This is a genomic window from Bacillus sp. 220_BSPC (assembly GCF_001054655.1).
Classification (GTDB): Bacteria; Bacillota; Bacilli; order Bacillales; family DSM-1321; genus Peribacillus; species Peribacillus frigoritolerans.
The window spans coordinates 35,656-52,200 of the sequence record NZ_JVPL01000233.1; the positions used below are offsets into that span (position 1 = coordinate 35,656).

Below are 16,545 nucleotides of genomic sequence, written 5' to 3' on the forward strand. Positions count from 1 at the left end.
CCCTTTAGGGTACTAAGGATTTATTTATTGTAACAAAGTATCCCGATCTTTTGGAGGGCTGGTAATTTAGATTTCGCACTGGGGAAAAGATAGGCTCAATTTCCATAGAAAAATGAGCGATAAAGATGTTAGAATAATATGGGAATTATTTTAAGTAATTACAGGAGGGTGTTCCTTGAGCAAAACAAAGAAGATTTTACTTACTTTATTAGGTGTTTTTTCAATCATCTTGGTCGGTGTGGTGATCCTTTTGTTTTCATTCACACAGAGCATGAAAGCAGATCCTGATGAAGAAAAGAAGATCCGGGTTCAAGCTGAAAGATATTTAGAGGAAACTTTTGATGAAGGAACCGAAATATATGATGTCCTATATGACAATATGGGAAACCGGGGCTATTTTGAATACGCAGCTAAAGTGAAACATGAAAAATATGGTACGAAATTTCTCGTTTTCTTTAATGGTGAAACAGGGGAAATGGAGGATACATTTCTTTCTGATAAATGGCAAGATGATGCAGAGAAGGAAATTAGGCCATATGTTGAAAAAGAACTGGGTGACGTGTTGATTTCGAAAGAAATGGAAGATATTGCAGAAAGCGAAGATTGGGAGGAGATTCAAGAAGAAATAGGCGATTATAATCAATTACTCTTGGTCTTTGATGAGGGGATCGGTAAAGAATTGAAGATTGATCCGAATAAACCAGCCAGCTATAAAGATTACGAAGTTTCCCCAACCATTCGGATTACCCTTTCACGTAAGAAACAGGATGCAGATGAAGACCGCTTTACCTCAGTTATCAATGCCCTAAAAAAAGATAGAATCCTTAAACATGGAAATATGATTGTAGAAAATATTAGTACCAATGGTGTGCCACTTGAAGATGACGAATGGCATAAAAAGTTTTAAACCATCATATAGTTTAACAGGAAGGTAAAGAGCAGTTGCTCTTTACCTTTTTTGTATATGGGAAACAAACCCTTCAAAATGGCTCTTTCCTCTAGTAAACTATCCAATTTTTTGAAATGAATCGTTTATCGCGGTTAACCACATTGGCGAAAAGTTCTTATTCTCACGTCAAAAAAATTTTTTTAATATAAAAACGAAGAATCCTTCCATGCATTTAAGGTGAAACCGCTACTTTTTATGAATAAATGTAACTAGTAAAATATATTCAATATCTTCAGAATCTTCCTTCGGCCACCGATTCCGATTGGTAACGCTATCACTTCCATTCCTGGAATAAAAATCTTAACAATCTCAGATTTCAAAGGATTTCAGCCAATCCTCATTATACCCTCGGTGGTAATATACTCTATTCATAAATAATCAATAATAGGAATTTTAACCCAGGACTTTTACCCTTTTTTCAATCGTATAAATATTCAAAAAAATGTCGAGTTGAGTCATCTATCCTTTTACCCTTATACTAGGGTAGAAAAATCGAAGGAGGAATTACATATGAAAAAGGAAATTTCAATCATTGGTGTGCCAATGGATCTTGGTCAAACTAGAAGAGGAGTGGATATGGGGCCAAGTGCCATCAGATATGCAGGATTAAGTGAAAGACTTGAAAACATTGGCTATACTGTCCGTGATGAAGGTGATATTAAAGTAGAAATACAGGAAAGAGCACAAAGTGATAGTGACACAAATTTAAAGAATCTGCAGGATGTAGCAGAAGGTAATGAAAAATTAAGTCAAAAAGTGGATGAAGTCATCCAAGCAAATCGTTTTCCTTTAGTTTTAGGGGGAGATCACAGCATTGCTATCGGGACATTAGCCGGTTTAGCGAAGTCTACTGAAAACTTAGGGGTAATATGGTATGATGCACATGGAGATTTAAATACTGCCGAAACTTCCCCATCAGGAAACATACACGGTATGTCCCTAGCCGTAAGTTTGGGTCTTGGCCACCCTGCACTGACTAACATCGGCGGATATTCTCCAAAAGTCAAACCAGAGAACATTGTCATCATTGGTGCCCGTTCTTTAGACCAAGGTGAGAAAGAGTTAATCAGGGAAAAAGGAATTAAAGTCTATACGATGCATGAGATTGATAGAATGGGTATGACAAAAGTGATGGAAGAATCGATTGCCTATCTGAAAGAACGTACGAATCTTGTACATTTATCACTTGATCTTGATGGTCTTGATCCAGATGATGCACCAGGGGTCGGTACGCCTGTAATGGGAGGCATTAGCTACCGTGAAAGCCATCTTGCCATGGAAATGCTGGCTGAAGCTAATATCATTACATCGGCAGAGTTTGTTGAGATAAACCCAATATTGGACGAGCATAATAAAACGGCTGAAGTTGCTGTCGCATTAATAGGCTCATTGCTTGGGGAAAAATTACTTTATGGAGCGGAAGAACATATCACTCCTGATTTATTGGCTCAAGTTAAATAATCGGACACTTTGTTTTTGATAGAAAGATAGAGAGTCCTTTAAAGTGATACTCCATAGGAAAAAGCCCATACTTCATTTATGAGCTTCTTCCTCCATTGGCGGATGATCGACTTGAATCAATTTACATCCCTAGTTTCCTGACGCTTGGCTTCCTTTTCTTTAATAAGCGGCGCTTTCGAAATTAATTCTGCATAGGTACCTATGTATATTGACTCATGCTTATTTAATGCAGAAGTAATCTCCTTTCGGAGGGAATTCGACATCATCTAAGAATCAGATTCTAAGCTATTAGACTTGTGAAAACAAAAATTCCCTAATAACGTCCATAAATGAAACCGTTTGCACCCATCAGGTAAAGGAGTTTTTCAATGAAAACAGCAGAAAATCAACCAAATGAATTAAAACGGAGCATGAAAGCAAGACATTTATTTATGATTTCAATAGGGGGATGTATTGGTACGGGCTTTTTCATCGGTTCGGGCTATACCATTCATGAAGCAGGAGCTTTCGGCGCTATCCTCTCTTACATAGTCGGCGGCTTCATCATGTATTTAACGATGCTTTGTCTAGGTGAACTTTCCGTTGCGATGCCTGTTTCCGGTTCGTTTCAGACATATGCAACAAAGTTCATCGGTCCTGGCACCGGGTTTGCCATTGGATGGCTTTACTGGTTAGGTTGGGCAGTTACAGTTGCCTTGGAGTTCCTGGCAGCTGGCCAGCTTATGCAAAGATGGTTCCCTGAATCACCCGTTTGGATGTGGTGTGCAATCTTTGCTTTTCTCATCTTTTCACTAAACGCCTTATCAGCAAAGGCATTTGGCGAATCGGAATTTGTTTTTTCTAGCATAAAAGTATTGGCCATCATTCTGTTCATCATCGTTGGCGGTGCTGCTATGTTTGGTTTGATTGATATGAAAGGTGGACAAGAGACTCCATTTTTCTCAAACTTTTTCGCTGAGGGTCTTTTCCCTAATGGGATATCGGCCCTGCTAATCACAATGATTACAGTGAACTTTTCCTTCCAGGGCACAGAGTTAATCGGAATTGCCGCTGGAGAAAGTGAAAACCCTGAAAAGGTCATACCAAAATCCATCAAACAAACGGTGTGGAGAACCCTTTTCTTCTTTGTTCTTTCGGTCACTGTACTTTCGGCGTTGATTCCAAGGGAAAAAGCAGGTATCTCAGAAAGTCCATTTGTTGTTGTACTGGATAGTATCGGGGTTCCGTATGCAGCTGACATCATGAACTTCATCATTCTTACAGCACTATTGTCAGTGGCGAACTCCGGCCTTTACGCTGCAACGCGTATGCTTTACTCGCTTTCAAGGGAAGGTATGGCAAGTCCGAAGCTTGGTTTGGTGAATAAGAGAGGAATTCCGCTTAATGCCCTGCTCATCACCCTGGCGATTGCCGGTTTGTCTTTACTTTCTAGTGTAGTAGCTGCAGACACTATATTTGTCTTTCTTCTCTCCCTTGCAGGATTAGGTGCACAAATTGGCTGGATTGCCATATCTGCTAGTCTTCTTGCTTTTAGAAGATCATATACCCGCCAAGGTGGAAAGATAGAAAATCTGAAATTCAAAGTTCCGTTATACCCATTCATCCCCATTCTTGCTTTAGTAACAAACTGCATCGTCATGATCAGTTTAGCATTTGTTCCTGAGCAGCGAATGGCCTTGTATTGCGGGGGAGCATTCTTCCTTGGATGTTATGCGGTTTATCACTTTAGAGTGAAGAAAAACAAGACCATAGAAACGCCTAAGCAGGAAGTTGAATTAAATGCCGGTAAAAAAATGGTCATTTAATCCAGAACGCTGCGAAGTATAGTAAGTGGTGAAAAGCGATTTTTACAATCCATCAAGATTGCTTTTCAAAGAAGAAATACCCTGGATGTTTACACACCCAGGGTATTTCTTTTATTTAGTCACCATTCCTGCGAGCTACCCAATGGTAAACCGCTTTCCAGCTTTTTTAGTTCCCCTAACTGCCCCTGTATATAAATAGGAAGTTAAATTTCAAGCTCCATCTGGGCAATAAAAACAAATATCAAAACAAAAAAATCATCTTAATCGATGATTTTATATTGTGCAAATTCCTTTAATTTAGGCAGGATTGGCTCTAAAATTTCCTTGGCTATGTAATCGGTATCCAATCCAATGAAGCGTTCACTTTCCATGTCGACCGATCTCGCATTTTCCGGGTCATCACAAAAAATAAACGATATGATTCCGTTATCTTCCGTCATATCTACATATTTAAATGCAATGTCATGTTTCGTAAGACAACTTTCAAACGCAATGCACAATTCATCTATATTTGATTGACTAATAGATGTGAATTTCATATTGATCATCCCCTCTGCTAAAGGATAGCAAAATAAAGCATGAATTTCAAAGCGAAATTCGTGTCCCACTCTTATGTTCTTCTGACACTTTCGACCGAAGGAACCATGGCAACAGAAAAGCCCTCGTTTGGAATATCACCTTATGAAGCCTTTTGATAAATGTCATGGCTAATGATTTCTCCATAAGAAATGAATGTAACCAAATCGATTTCATTTCCAATTCCCGAGCTTACCCTTATTTAATTTTTTATCTTTCAACAGCGATCAAGAAGGATTGCCATAGGCATAATCGCATTTTGTATTGCCGAGATCTGCAGTTCCTCATGAATATTCCATGGCATGTCTCATATCTTTATACAAACACCTTGTTAGGAGTGGACCAACATGAAATCTTTTTATAAAGGAACGCTCATCTTGATTGTCGCAGCGTTTTTTGGTGAATGTATCGAATTTTTAGTGAACATGCTCCTAGCCAGGGAATTACACGAGGAGGGCATGGGGCTTTATATGTCCATATTGCCAATTTTCTTTTTGATATATGTGATCGCCAGCCTTGAATTACATATTTCCATCTCGAAATTCGTTGCGGAAAATAAACAGGCCATGCATTATAATCTTATCATTCATGCACTTAAGATGGCTGCAGTCGTCGTATTGGTAATGTGTGTAGTCATGCCTTTCATACTTTCCTTCTCATCCATAATGGACAAATACCATCCCTATATTAAATGGCTGCTCATCACATTGATCCCAATAGTTGCCTTTTCGTCGATTGCAAGAGGCTATTTCATGGGTGTCCAGCAAATGGGGAAGATCGCCTTTTCCAACTTTTTAAAAGATATCATTCAATTCGGCTTGCTTTTCCTCATCTTTAACTTATTTCATTTTAACCAGGAAAAGTCATTATTGATGGCCTTTTTTGTTTTGATCGGCAGTGAGTTCCTCGTTTTTCTTTACTTGATCAACCTTTTGATTCTTCAAATGCGGATCATGAGGCGCGGTACGAACTCATGGACAACCGGTAAACATGCACGGCAAAAGTTATTGGCGGTTTCTCTGCCCACCATGGGGTTAAGGATATTCCATGCGATAACAAATGCCATCCAACCTTTTTTGATCCACACTGCCCTTCTCTCGGCAGGATTCGGTGCGGTAGTGGCTACAGAGCATTTTGGGATGCTTACTGGAGTTGCAATGACGATCGGCTTCTTTCCAGCCTTTATCGCGCATTCCTTAATGATCATGCTCATTCCGAATGTTTCGAATGCTTACAAGAGGCAGGATAAAGAAAAATTGAGGGTTTTATTGCAAAAATCGATGTCTTTCACCGTATTGTATGGAGTTCCGGCCGTGATTTTCATTTATTTCTTTGCGGAACCTTTGACCTCCCTCTTTTTTTCTTCAACATCTGCCGCATACTATTTAAAATTATTATGTCCTTACTTCCTTTTTCATTTTTTTGTCATTCCCATGCAAGCCTATCTCATCGGCCTGGGTTTAGTGAAAGATGCTTTCATCCATACGGTATGGTCCCATATTGTTGCCTTTTTAATGATGTATATCCTAGGGTCTCAGGCTTCTCTTAATATGGGAGGAATCATTTTAGGAATGAACACTGGTGCGGTATTATTAACCTTCATGCACTACTTGACCATTTGCAAAAAAATCGGCATAAGCATCTTACTGACGAAATCAAGATCGATATCGATAAAGTGAAGCCAAAAGCAAGTTCCGCACGGCAAAAACCTTGCTGTTATTGGTTTATAAAGATTTAGATTAAAAATATTGAGCCTTTCCCTGTACATATCCCCTTCGTTACTGTATATTTCAACATACTTGGGTAATAATCAAGTAAAATGGTTTAAACTAACCATACAATAGTAATGGAGTGATTTCATGAGTAAAGCTAAGGCTAAGAGCGGAACAGGTAAAGGTACGGGCACTGGAACGGGCAAGAAGGGCTGGAATCGTTGGAAAACAAGTGCCAACAAGAAAAAAAGCGCCAAACCATATGTTAGTAAAGGCGTCAAGCATTCCAGTGATTCAAAAACATCCGGCCATTCTACAGGTGACAAGACAGAAAAATAATTTCTTGTCCTACAAAACATACAAAATTTATGTTTGTTCCATATTCTCATACAGGGTGTTAAGAGATCTGTATGAGAGAAATGGGTCTTATAGATATAAACCACTGGCGATATCCATATGAGGCATAAGAGTACGGCCATTATACATACCATCAAAAAAGACACTCCAAAACAGGGCAGTGTCTTTCATTTTTATTTTTTTCTTTTTTATCTAATTTGGCTTTTGGGTTTGATAGCATTGATTTTTTTCGGGGAAAACTCTGTACGGAAGCCGTTAGTGGCTTTTTTAACAGAGTTTGTAACTGAATGTATCGCTTCACCAACATCCTGTGCAGAATCCAATAATGGTTCAACCGTTTTCATTTTAGTTTTTACATCGTCGGTGATTTCATTTGCAGTTTGCAATAGTTGTTTCGATTCGCCGGACAAATCGTGGATGGCATTTCGCACCTCAGCCAATGTTTGATTGGCTTCCCCTATCGTGACCATTCCCTTTTGAAGTGTACTTATTAAAAATACGACCAACCAAATGAAGGCTAAAGCGATTGCAGCCACACTATATTGAATAATCAAGATAAAGCTCCCCCTCTGAATTAAATAGTAGAAACGATTATTTTAATAGGTTAGTGAATCCCGGGGTGCCTGTTTTTAAAGATAAATGATGATTCTATTTGAGTTTTATTTGAACCCCCCCACCTTTAGTTCGAGTTGAAGGAGCTGACGGTGTGGATAAATCCTTGGGTCGGCTTTCCAAACTGGCTTCTTTCATGGAATTGGTTACATTATGAATCATTTCCCCAACATCTTGAGCGGATTCCAACAATGGATCTACATTTTCCATCTTCCCTTTTACATCCGATGTGATTTGATTGGCAGAGTGGATCAGTTGTTTGGACTCTTGCGTCAATCCATGTACAGCATTTCTTACCTCTTCCAGTGTCTTATTTGTTTCTTCCAGCGTTCCCATTCCTTTACGCAGCGTCTGGTTGACATTATATATCAAATACACGACGGCTCCGGAGACACTGGCAACACTTAATTTAATGAACATTTTCATATATCCACTCCTTTCATTTAAATTTATGCATTGTCCCTTTCATTCATTCCCTATAGTCCATTACTTGTCCAATCAGTTTTAAAGAACCATTTACCTTTTCCCAATAGAAGTTTAAAGGATAGTTTAATGGATAATAGTAAGGGAAGACCATATTAGGAGAGATTGTTCATGTCACATGAAAATTATTCATCTGTTATCCAAACTTTAAATGATTGTATCACCGCGTGTAATCATTGTTACGACGCATGCTTAAAAGAAGAACATGTAAACATGATGGTGAAATGCATTCGCTTGGATCGGGAATGTGCGGATATTTGCTCTTTTTTAGCACAGGCGATAGGGAGAGGAACCCCGTTTATTTCAGAGTTGGCTGAAGTTTGTGTCAAGATTTGTGAAAGCTGCGGAAATGAATGCAAAAAACACGATCATGAACATTGTCAAAAATGTGCCGAGGCTTGTTTGAGATGCGCAGAAGAATGCAGAAAATTAGTCGCTTGATGTAAGGAATAGCATTAGCTATTCCTTTTATTATCCTTTCGCCTTACTAACCGACTACTTTTTGAACCTATTAAAGGATGATGATATTTTTTATATATTCTAGCGAGGTATTTGTTGAAATTTATATACCAAGAATTTTTCAAAAATACGAAAAACAGCTATTGAAAACCACCCTTTTTAGGCACACTAGTACTAAAAACAGGAGGATATTATGACACCTCGGAATGTTCCTGCTAAAGATGATTTAGAAGTGAAAGATACCCCCGCTTCACCTGATAAGGAAAGTGAAGCAGCTAAACTCAATCGATTATTAGGTGCGGTCATGCGATATTTATCAGATGATGAGCAAGAAGAAATAGATATAGAGTATCTTCTCGAAAACACCGAAGGGCTGCGGGATTGGTGGAGCGAATATAGGGAGCTTGACCGAAAACGGGTCGAAGAGGAAATTAAAAATTCCCTAACGGATCTATCCCTTGAAGAACTTGAAAACATCCGTGAACAAATCCGTACAAAGGCATAAAAAAAATCCCTGCATAGGGATTTCAGTTTGTAGAATGGTGTGCTACCTAAAATATATAATAAGACTAGAATATCCTTCATGTTTTTTTACTGTAATCCTTATTGGATTGAACAAATTTGCGACACTCCTGCCGATTTACTGGCTAGCCGGACACCGCAGCCGCTTTGATGTGGCTTGGCAGACAATAGGCGGAAAGGGAATGGATTTCCGAAATCAACTGAAACGTTTTTTAAATAAAAAACGGCAGTCAAACTCGCCTTTTTTTCGAGCTTGTCGTCTGAAATCCCTGCATTGCGATAAACCAGATCATGCATGATTTTTTTTCATACTCAAAGACATTTTTTGAATTTAACAATCATTCCGTTCATCCGGCACCATACACCCTAGGATTTAAACGCCACTCAAGGAACTTAGTTCTAGTTGATGTATCATGGAATCAACTAATGCATGCAATGGATTTAAAACTGTCTGTCCTGTCTGAAGTTCATATCTCCTTGCTGCTTCGACCATTGATAGTTGAGCTACAGACAGCCGTCTATTTTCGTTTTTAAACTGGGATAGGCAATTCATGATTTCCTGATTATATCTTTCTCCCAATCCTTGCATAATGAATTCAAAGGCACCGTCGATAATGATGACTTCAAAATCCACAGTCCCATATTTTTCAGCATGTGCAGTTAAACGTTTGACTGTTCCTTCAACAGTGGCAGGGTTCGTGAATAATATCATATGCGGTTGCTGCAATTGGCAAATTTGCTCAAAATATGGTTCATCGATTTTAATGACGGGCATGGGTAAAGATAGTTGTTCTTCGTTTAATAAAGCAATATAGTTTGTACAGGTAATCAGGATGGCATCCACTTTACATTCGGCAATCCATTCGACCTGTTGTTTAACCTTTTTTTGAGCAACCGAATAATTAAAATTTTCATCCGTTGACACCCTCTGCATTAATCCCGGATCTACAAAATGAAGCCATTCAATATCGAATTTCGAGAATGCGGTTTCTATGTATTCTATATTTGTATAGTGTGCATGCAAACAGCCTATCTTTTTTTTCATAAATCTCCCGCTTTCGTCAGTTAGTATTCTGATTATTCTAACACAAAAAACCGCGACACATTGACCGATGGCAGCAAAAACGATGATTAACCATGTCCCTCCTGTTATATCGGGGTAAAAAGACTGCTTCTTTGAGCCAGATTGCTCAGTAGGTATGAATCGGGCTATTGAGCATATATTTATCAAGGCGATTACTAGAGGAATCATCAGGAAACTGGAACATCAGTAATCAAATTGCTGCTCATTTAAAGTAAAGTAACCATTAAGAGAAACAAACCGAAGTCAGATAAAAATCATTATATTGGAGAGTGTTCACCATTCTTTACTTAATTGCGATTATTTTCCCTCCATTAGCCGTATTATTGGCCGGTAAACCCATTCAGGCTGTGCTTAATTTGGTCCTCACACTATTTTTTTATGTCCCTGGATTAATTCATGCAATCCTAGTGGTGCATGACAAGAAAGCGGATAAACGAATGAAGCAGCAAGCAGTAATTATAGCTAAATCGAAACGAACGACTAAGTGATTTATGCAAACACCAATAACCCGAATGCAATTCATTCGGGTTATTATCAAAAGAATTCGTTTAATTGAATCTGTGCGTCTTTCTAATCCCTCTATGATAACAAGCGTCACATATTTGAAAACGTGAGTCATCAGGAAGCCTTTTTCCACAGCGCTTGCATTTTTTTTGATAATTCAACATTTCATCTTTTAACTGATCATGAACGCCATCACTGATTTCTTCACGGATACGCTCCCAATAAACAGCTTCCGTACGCTTACCCATCCGATATAAAAATAATAGATGAAGACCTATCGCTTTATAAGATAGCTCCAATTCCTCAAGATTCCTTGTCTTGATGATCGGTTCAGGAAGGTCACTGTTCTCGGCAATCGCTTCGACCGTTTCCAGCCACTGTCTGATCAGACTTGGTTCTTTTGCCGAAAAAGGAATATGCAGGAAACCGTATAAATCCATTAAAGAAAAACGAGCTTCGATTTCTGTATCCCGTATCAGTTCGTAAAGCTCCCTTTCTTCCGATAGCGAAGCCTTTTTCGTGCCTTTAGGAGGCTCAAACCTCTCCCACATTTCGAAAAATGTCCCCAGGTTCCGGTAATATTTTTGAAAACGTTCAAATACAGCAGAGGTTGGTGCGATAGTGAAGGTTTGAACTGGCTCATCTACCTGTTCCAGCAACTTATTCATGATTTTGATTTCTGCTGTAAAAGCTACCTTCCCCGTGTCATAAATCCCTTTTCTACCCGCTCGGCCTGCGATTTGCTTGATTTCTTGAGAAGTCAATCTTCTTCTTCGTGTCCCGTCGAATTTTTCATTTTCAAGAAAGACGATGCGGCGTATTGGCAAGTTCAATCCCATTCCAATCGCATCGGTCGCAACGACAACTGATGTTTCACCGCGATTGAATAATTCTATTTGCCGTTTTCTATTTTCAGGAGGCATACTGCCGTATATCATGCTGACATTATGTCCACTCTCTTTAAGCCGGGATGCTGTTTCCAGTACCTGCCTTCTAGAAAAACAAATGAGGGCATCCCCTTTTTTGGTATACTTCAGTCCAAACTCCCTTTGTTCCACCTCAAGCGGTATTTCCCGTCTGTATTCGTGAAGTTCTAAGTCGGCTTCATTCAGAAGGTTCAGAAGCATCTTTTTGATATTATTGCTCCCGATTATGTGTACTTCTTTCGCATTAGCTTGCGTAATTGCCCTAAACCAAGAAAAGCCTCGATCTTTATCGGCAATCATTTGGGCTTCATCTATGACGATTACTTCATGGTAGTCTTTTTCATGAAACATTTCAACGGTACTGGAGACATGATTAGCACCCTCAATAGCCTTTTCTTCTTCACCGGTTTTTAATGAGCAAGGTACACCATCCGCATTTAATTTATCAAACACTTCAAGTGCAAGCAGTCTAAGTGGAGCCAGGTACATACCGCTTTCCGCTTGTTTCATTTTTTCCAGGGCCTTATGCGTCTTCCCTGTATTGGTCTCACCGATATGCAAAACATATCTAACTTTTTTTCCTAATGATGGAGTATAGGCCTTACCGATGATGTCATCGATCATCCTTTGCTCTTCTGCCCGCTTCCTGGCTTCTTCTGCCAATACTTCAGCTTTTCTTCTTTCTCTGTTTTCCACGTCTATTTCAAATATTTCTTCGTGCAATATTTCATTAAAAGGAATTCCTTCAAGCTTCAGTAAATCAGAAAGGTATTCTTCCTGAAGCTCATCAAAACAGGACTGAGACAACTCGGCCAATTCATCGCTTAGTATACCTTGAAGGGCATCAACCGTCAGCCTTTCCCCATAGGACTCCAAAAAATCCTGATGCAGTGCGGCAGATAGATGGTTCAAGTATTTGTCAGGGGCTAATTTCATTATGAAATCCGAAACTAACCTTTCATACCTGTAGTAGTAATTTTCATATTCATAACGGTTCCTGCCCCAACCGATTAACGAGTGGATATCGCCTGTCAGCTCTTCGAAAAAGTCAGTGACCATTAGGTATTCGGCAGCTTGAAAGCCGCCCTCTTCAACCAATTGTTCTTCAAGCAAGTACGGATCGACATATTGGAATTTCGGCTTATTCTTAAGATCTTTTGCCAAAATACCGGCAATATAATACCTGACATGTAAATATAAAAGAAGTGAGTTATTTTCGAAAAATGAATTGGCCTCTTCTTGCAGCCTTGCGCGTATTTTCCAACGCTGCTTGGCAAGCCGCTGTTCTTCTTGTCGCCTAAAGAATTTCTCCCTTGCATTTTTATATCTCTTCAGCCAATCCTCTTGATTGTCGGCAAAGGTTTTTTTAATCCACGTTAAGCCATCAAATGGGCGATACTTCTTTAATTCGTTCCGGAACATGCTATTGATCAGCTTATGATCTGAACCTTCCGTTACAAATCCCCTTTCGCTTAAAAAAGCCTTTTTTTCCTTTCTAGGCACATCATTTGATGCTTTATTTATCCAAACATTAATCCAAATTTGCTCAATAAAAGTCGTCCTGTCTGAAATATATGCTGAATAAGAAGGCATTGTCTCTTGATTCTCTAAATAAAAATCAATATCCTGGATGATTTTTTCTTTTGTATTCTCTATAGCAATAGGATATATACTTTCTAATTTTCCCATAGTGATCCCCTTTTGAATTATCCAATATGTACTTTATTACTTCCTTTTATCCTCCCCAAATTTTTGTTTAAAATGAGCTTGGTACATTCGTTTTATCATTTAAATTCATGAGCTCCGTTAACATGAGAGGATGCAAAAATGCCAGGTTGCTTTACTCTCTAGGTAAATATCATAAATATGCCAAATATGCACATTAAAGTTACTCTAACCTTTTCATTTACAGTATAATGCTATAAATACTGATCAGAATTTATGGATTATGAAGAGATACCCAGCCTTGGCCAGAATCGTTTTGTAATCAGGAAAATTTAATGATAATAAAAAAAAGCCGAAAATAAAGTAAAGGTCCATTTTTCAACTTTCTTGATACATGATTCATCCATAATACAATTCCAACCCCTTAATTGAGTTTAGAGGAAATCCGGGCAACTGTCACGATATTCAGATTACGCTTTTGTTTCTTTGCTTTGAATATAAGAAATATCACCAGAAAACCTAAAAAGAATATAGACAAAAAAGGAGCCTGAGAATGATTCAGCAAGATATCAACTATTATAAAAATTTTGATTCCATCGCTAAAGAAGTATTAGCACTATTAGCTCAAACCATTGAGGTCAATACATTTTTCCTTTCTATAGTGAATCCCATCCAGAGTTTCATGATCAAGTCCTTCAATAGAAATGCAAAGTTGATTTGTGAAGGTGACATCCTTCCTTATAATATGGCTTATTGTAAATTAGTTGTTGAGAATGGCTTGGAGCCACTCGTTATCCCGAATTTGGGGAAACATGAATTGACTAGTGGCCACCCTGCAACGAGGATTATCGGGAATGGATGTTTTATGGGAGCTCCCCTTATAAATGAGGGTGAAATCATTGGGACATTATGTGCATTCGACATTAATCCTCATGTTTTTAAAGAATATGACCTAACCCTCATTAAGTCTATGGCAGCTTTGATTAGTCATGCCATCAATCTTGAAAAAGGGATTATCAGGGATCCTTTATCAGGTCTTTATAATCGGAACTTCATTTATAATTATTTTGATTATCATCAAGATAAGACGAACGAAGAAATGGCCCTTCTTTACATCGATCTTGACCATTTTAAATTTTTCAATGATTCCTTTGGACATGTTACTGGTGACGACGTCATCAAAAAGGCTGCCGAATGTTTTTTGCAAACCGTCCCCGAAGGCAGTCAGGTGGCTCGAATCGGTGGTGATGAATTCATTGTATTATTAAATCCTTCGCATTGTGAGGATTTAATGAAAAGCACTCAGCAAAACGCTGAATTATTATTGAACAGTTTATCCACCATGCCCATTACCATTAATGGAAATGATCATTTTGTATCAGCTAGCATAGGGATTAGCTTTTATCCTCATCATGGTACGGAAATGGACTCACTTTTGAAAAAAGCGGACCGGTCCATGTATATGGCCAAAGAGTCTGGACGGAAAAATATTCAATACTTCCACCCTGAGTGATCATGTAAAAAATAAAAAAACCAGTCTCCTTAGGAGACTGGCTTTCTTTCACCTTAAAAAAATCCAACGTTTCGCTTTCAGCCTTTGCAAAAGCTTGAGCAGGTCGGCATTTGCCTTATGTATCCGTTTCTCGGATGGTGAAGCGGAGGGGACCGGGATGTTAACTCTCTCGGGCTTTTTGTTCATATTCTGAAAGACCCTTCCTATTCTTTGATTATGAATAGTATATGCGGGTTAACCATTAAATATCATAAGGAAAGGAAAAACCCCTTCCTTCTTATAAAACATTTTTTAACCGGCTGAAACGTGCAGCTTTTTCTTTTTGTTTCAGGATAATGCGTTCGTTCTGTTTCATCACTTTTTTAGTGTGGGGACTTAAACCTACATCGGGTATTTTAACCTGTGGTTTGATTACGGTAACTGACACGTCGTTGCCGGCTTTATCATAAATGCTCATTTATCCTTCACCACCTGGTTTTTGTTTTATGACCATATCGAACATCATGATTAATAATGCTATCAATAAACAATCGACTTCTGAAACGAAGCTTTCTGATTTAACGTCAAGGATATAGGGTTCCATCAAAATACTGACAGGCTGCAAAGCCATTTTCTCTTCATCATTATAATACGTATCTTCTCTTTCCAATGTAGCACGAATGGTACTGCCATTCAAGTTCGGAAGCCCATTTATCACCGACTGCTTGTCCTGTTCGGTTTTGAAAGGAAGGATTTTCACGTTCATCCCTTCCTTTGCTGCATATGCTTGAAGGAGAATGCTCAAATAAGCCAAGTATTCCTTATTCGTTTGATAATACTCAGGTATTCCTTCTTTCTTTAGGAGATGAAACATATTCTTGACCTTTTCCCTATTATCCGTTAATAGTTTATCACTTTCCGCAACGGCTTTTGTTGCATAGGATAGCTCGTTATCGCCAATCTTCGATATATACATGCTCAAGAACACAAACATATCAATCAGGATGAATACGATAGCCATGATCAAGAAATTTTTCCACTCATTAAAAATGCTCATCGGATAGAAATTCCAATAAATCAGTGCTCCCAGTATAAAAATGATATACCAGGTTTTTCGAATCGCTTCAATCCTTTTACTAACCTTGTCTTTATATTTCCAAGAAAGAATGACATAGGCTAATAAAGCAATAAATACTACCCATACAAAGACTCTGAAAAACATTAACAATCGATTTATCACCCTACCCTTCAGCTGCTACATTCCTTATGTCCTCTATATTATTCATTATATATATCTCTATTCCCTGCCTGAGACGGGTGAAACTTAAACATTTGCCATAAGAAAAAACTCTCCACCCAATGTAATTTTACAGTTTATGAATCATATCTTTATCATTTATCTTGTGGGACATCATAGTAAATAACTGTATAAATTCTGTGATATGATATGTATTAATAAAAGCTATGATTACTATTGGAGGAAGCTATCATGATGAAAATTATTAAGATCCTCATTTCTACTTTTATACTATTGTTACTTTTCCTTAACCTCTATCCTCCGCTTGGAAGACGGACAAACAAAGAAAAAGTAAGAAGTTTCACTACTAAAGAGAATTTTTCCAAAGGGAAATTCCAAAATCAGATTCCTGCCAGTCAAGCGATGAGTCTTAAACATACTGGTTCCATTTTACGTGATTTCATAAAACCTAATCCAAAGAGGAGGCCCGACAGTCCCATTGTAATTGGAACAAAAGAACCCGCTTCTAAGAATTCCAATAAAATCACCTGGTTTGGTCATTCTGCATTCATGTTGGAGTTAGATGGGAAAACCATTTTAGTGGATCCCATGTTTGGCAAAGCACCCACTCCCTTTCCATGGTTCGGGAACAAGCGCTTTAGCGGGGAGCTGCCTTTTGATATCGATGTGCTTCCTCCTAT

General features: G+C 38.4%; 18 protein-coding genes. 10 read left to right on the forward strand and 8 right to left on the reverse strand.

Annotation, left to right across the window (positions count from 1 at the left end; translation table 11 throughout):
* Positions 1-175 precede the first annotated feature (175 nt).
* The 3 genes from ADA55_RS18095 (at position 176) to ADA55_RS18105 (ending at position 4,215) form a co-directional block, all read left to right on the forward strand.
* Positions 176-907, forward strand: coding sequence for a hypothetical protein (locus ADA55_RS18095; protein WP_048686432.1), 732 nt, complete (start codon positions 176-178; stop codon positions 905-907).
* Between the two features lie 552 nt (positions 908-1,459).
* Positions 1,460-2,410, forward strand: a complete 951-nt coding sequence (rocF, locus tag ADA55_RS18100) for an arginase (protein ID WP_048686433.1) — start codon at positions 1,460-1,462, stop codon at positions 2,408-2,410.
* 368 nt (positions 2,411-2,778) lie between these two features.
* On the forward strand, positions 2,779-4,215 hold the full coding sequence (locus ADA55_RS18105; RefSeq protein ID WP_048686436.1) for an amino acid permease: 1,437 nt from the start codon (positions 2,779-2,781) through the stop codon (positions 4,213-4,215).
* A gap of 260 nt (positions 4,216-4,475) precedes the next feature.
* On the opposite strand, the gene ADA55_RS18110 is transcribed toward ADA55_RS18105, so the two are convergent.
* Positions 4,476-4,754 carry a hypothetical protein gene (locus tag ADA55_RS18110; RefSeq protein WP_141236111.1) on the reverse strand — a complete coding sequence of 93 codons (279 nt, stop codon included), beginning with the start codon at positions 4,752-4,754 and terminating at the stop codon, positions 4,476-4,478.
* Positions 4,755-5,138: 384 nt separating this feature from the next.
* On the opposite strand from ADA55_RS18110, the gene ADA55_RS18115 reads away from it, so the two are divergent.
* Together ADA55_RS18115 and ADA55_RS18120 are read left to right on the forward strand one after the other, a co-directional pair.
* Positions 5,139-6,470: an oligosaccharide flippase family protein gene (locus ADA55_RS18115; RefSeq protein ID WP_048686439.1), complete on the forward strand. Its 1,332-nt coding sequence runs from the start codon at positions 5,139-5,141 to the stop codon at positions 6,468-6,470.
* A gap of 180 nt (positions 6,471-6,650) precedes the next feature.
* Entirely contained in the window at positions 6,651-6,842 is a 192-nt protein-coding gene (locus tag ADA55_RS18120) for a DUF3934 family protein (RefSeq protein ID WP_034312059.1), read from the forward strand.
* A 206-nt stretch (positions 6,843-7,048) separates the two neighbouring features.
* Here the strand turns inward: ADA55_RS18120 and ADA55_RS18125 are convergent, their stop codons facing one another.
* Positions 7,049-7,414, reverse strand: coding sequence for a DUF948 domain-containing protein (locus ADA55_RS18125; RefSeq protein ID WP_048686441.1), 366 nt, complete (start codon positions 7,412-7,414; stop codon positions 7,049-7,051).
* A gap of 94 nt (positions 7,415-7,508) precedes the next feature.
* A complete protein-coding gene (locus tag ADA55_RS18130) occupies positions 7,509-7,898 on the reverse strand; it encodes a DUF948 domain-containing protein (RefSeq protein WP_048686444.1) in 390 nt (129 codons plus the stop codon).
* Positions 7,899-8,066: 168 nt separating this feature from the next.
* Here ADA55_RS18130 and ADA55_RS18135 point away from each other — a divergent pair, with 168 nt between their 5' ends.
* Both ADA55_RS18135 and ADA55_RS18140 read left to right on the forward strand, forming a co-directional pair.
* A complete protein-coding gene (locus ADA55_RS18135; RefSeq protein WP_048686446.1) occupies positions 8,067-8,396 on the forward strand; it encodes a four-helix bundle copper-binding protein in 330 nt (109 codons plus the stop codon).
* A 211-nt stretch (positions 8,397-8,607) separates the two neighbouring features.
* Positions 8,608-8,919 carry a hypothetical protein gene (locus tag ADA55_RS18140; protein WP_034312065.1) on the forward strand — a complete coding sequence of 104 codons (312 nt, stop codon included), beginning with the start codon at positions 8,608-8,610 and terminating at the stop codon, positions 8,917-8,919.
* Positions 8,920-9,017: 98 nt separating this feature from the next.
* Here ADA55_RS18140 and ADA55_RS18145 read toward each other — a convergent pair whose 3' ends face one another.
* A complete protein-coding gene (locus ADA55_RS18145) occupies positions 9,018-9,233 on the reverse strand; it encodes a hypothetical protein (protein WP_048686448.1) in 216 nt (71 codons plus the stop codon).
* A gap of 76 nt (positions 9,234-9,309) precedes the next feature.
* Entirely contained in the window at positions 9,310-9,981 is a 672-nt protein-coding gene (locus tag ADA55_RS18150) for a hypothetical protein (RefSeq protein ID WP_048686450.1), read from the reverse strand.
* 317 nt (positions 9,982-10,298) lie between these two features.
* Here ADA55_RS18150 and ADA55_RS18155 point away from each other — a divergent pair, with 317 nt between their 5' ends.
* Positions 10,299-10,508, forward strand: coding sequence for a YqaE/Pmp3 family membrane protein (locus ADA55_RS18155; RefSeq protein WP_048686465.1), 210 nt, complete (start codon positions 10,299-10,301; stop codon positions 10,506-10,508).
* 60 nt (positions 10,509-10,568) lie between these two features.
* Here ADA55_RS18155 and ADA55_RS18160 read toward each other — a convergent pair whose 3' ends face one another.
* Positions 10,569-13,139, reverse strand: coding sequence for a helicase-related protein (locus ADA55_RS18160; protein ID WP_048686452.1), 2,571 nt, complete (start codon positions 13,137-13,139; stop codon positions 10,569-10,571).
* Positions 13,140-13,668: 529 nt separating this feature from the next.
* Between ADA55_RS18160 and ADA55_RS18165 the strand changes: the two genes are divergently transcribed.
* On the forward strand, positions 13,669-14,628 hold the full coding sequence (locus tag ADA55_RS18165) for a sensor domain-containing diguanylate cyclase (RefSeq protein WP_048686453.1): 960 nt from the start codon (positions 13,669-13,671) through the stop codon (positions 14,626-14,628).
* A 277-nt stretch (positions 14,629-14,905) separates the two neighbouring features.
* On the opposite strand, the gene ADA55_RS18170 is transcribed toward ADA55_RS18165, so the two are convergent.
* On the reverse strand, positions 14,906-15,085 hold the full coding sequence (locus tag ADA55_RS18170; RefSeq protein ID WP_048686455.1) for a hypothetical protein: 180 nt from the start codon (positions 15,083-15,085) through the stop codon (positions 14,906-14,908).
* Positions 15,086-15,829, reverse strand: coding sequence for a type II toxin-antitoxin system SpoIISA family toxin (locus tag ADA55_RS18175; protein ID WP_226990501.1), 744 nt, complete (start codon positions 15,827-15,829; stop codon positions 15,086-15,088).
* 267 nt (positions 15,830-16,096) lie between these two features.
* On the opposite strand from ADA55_RS18175, the gene ADA55_RS18180 reads away from it, so the two are divergent.
* A partial coding sequence (locus ADA55_RS18180) for an MBL fold metallo-hydrolase (RefSeq protein ID WP_048686458.1) occupies positions 16,097-16,545 on the forward strand: 449 nt, incomplete at its 3' end.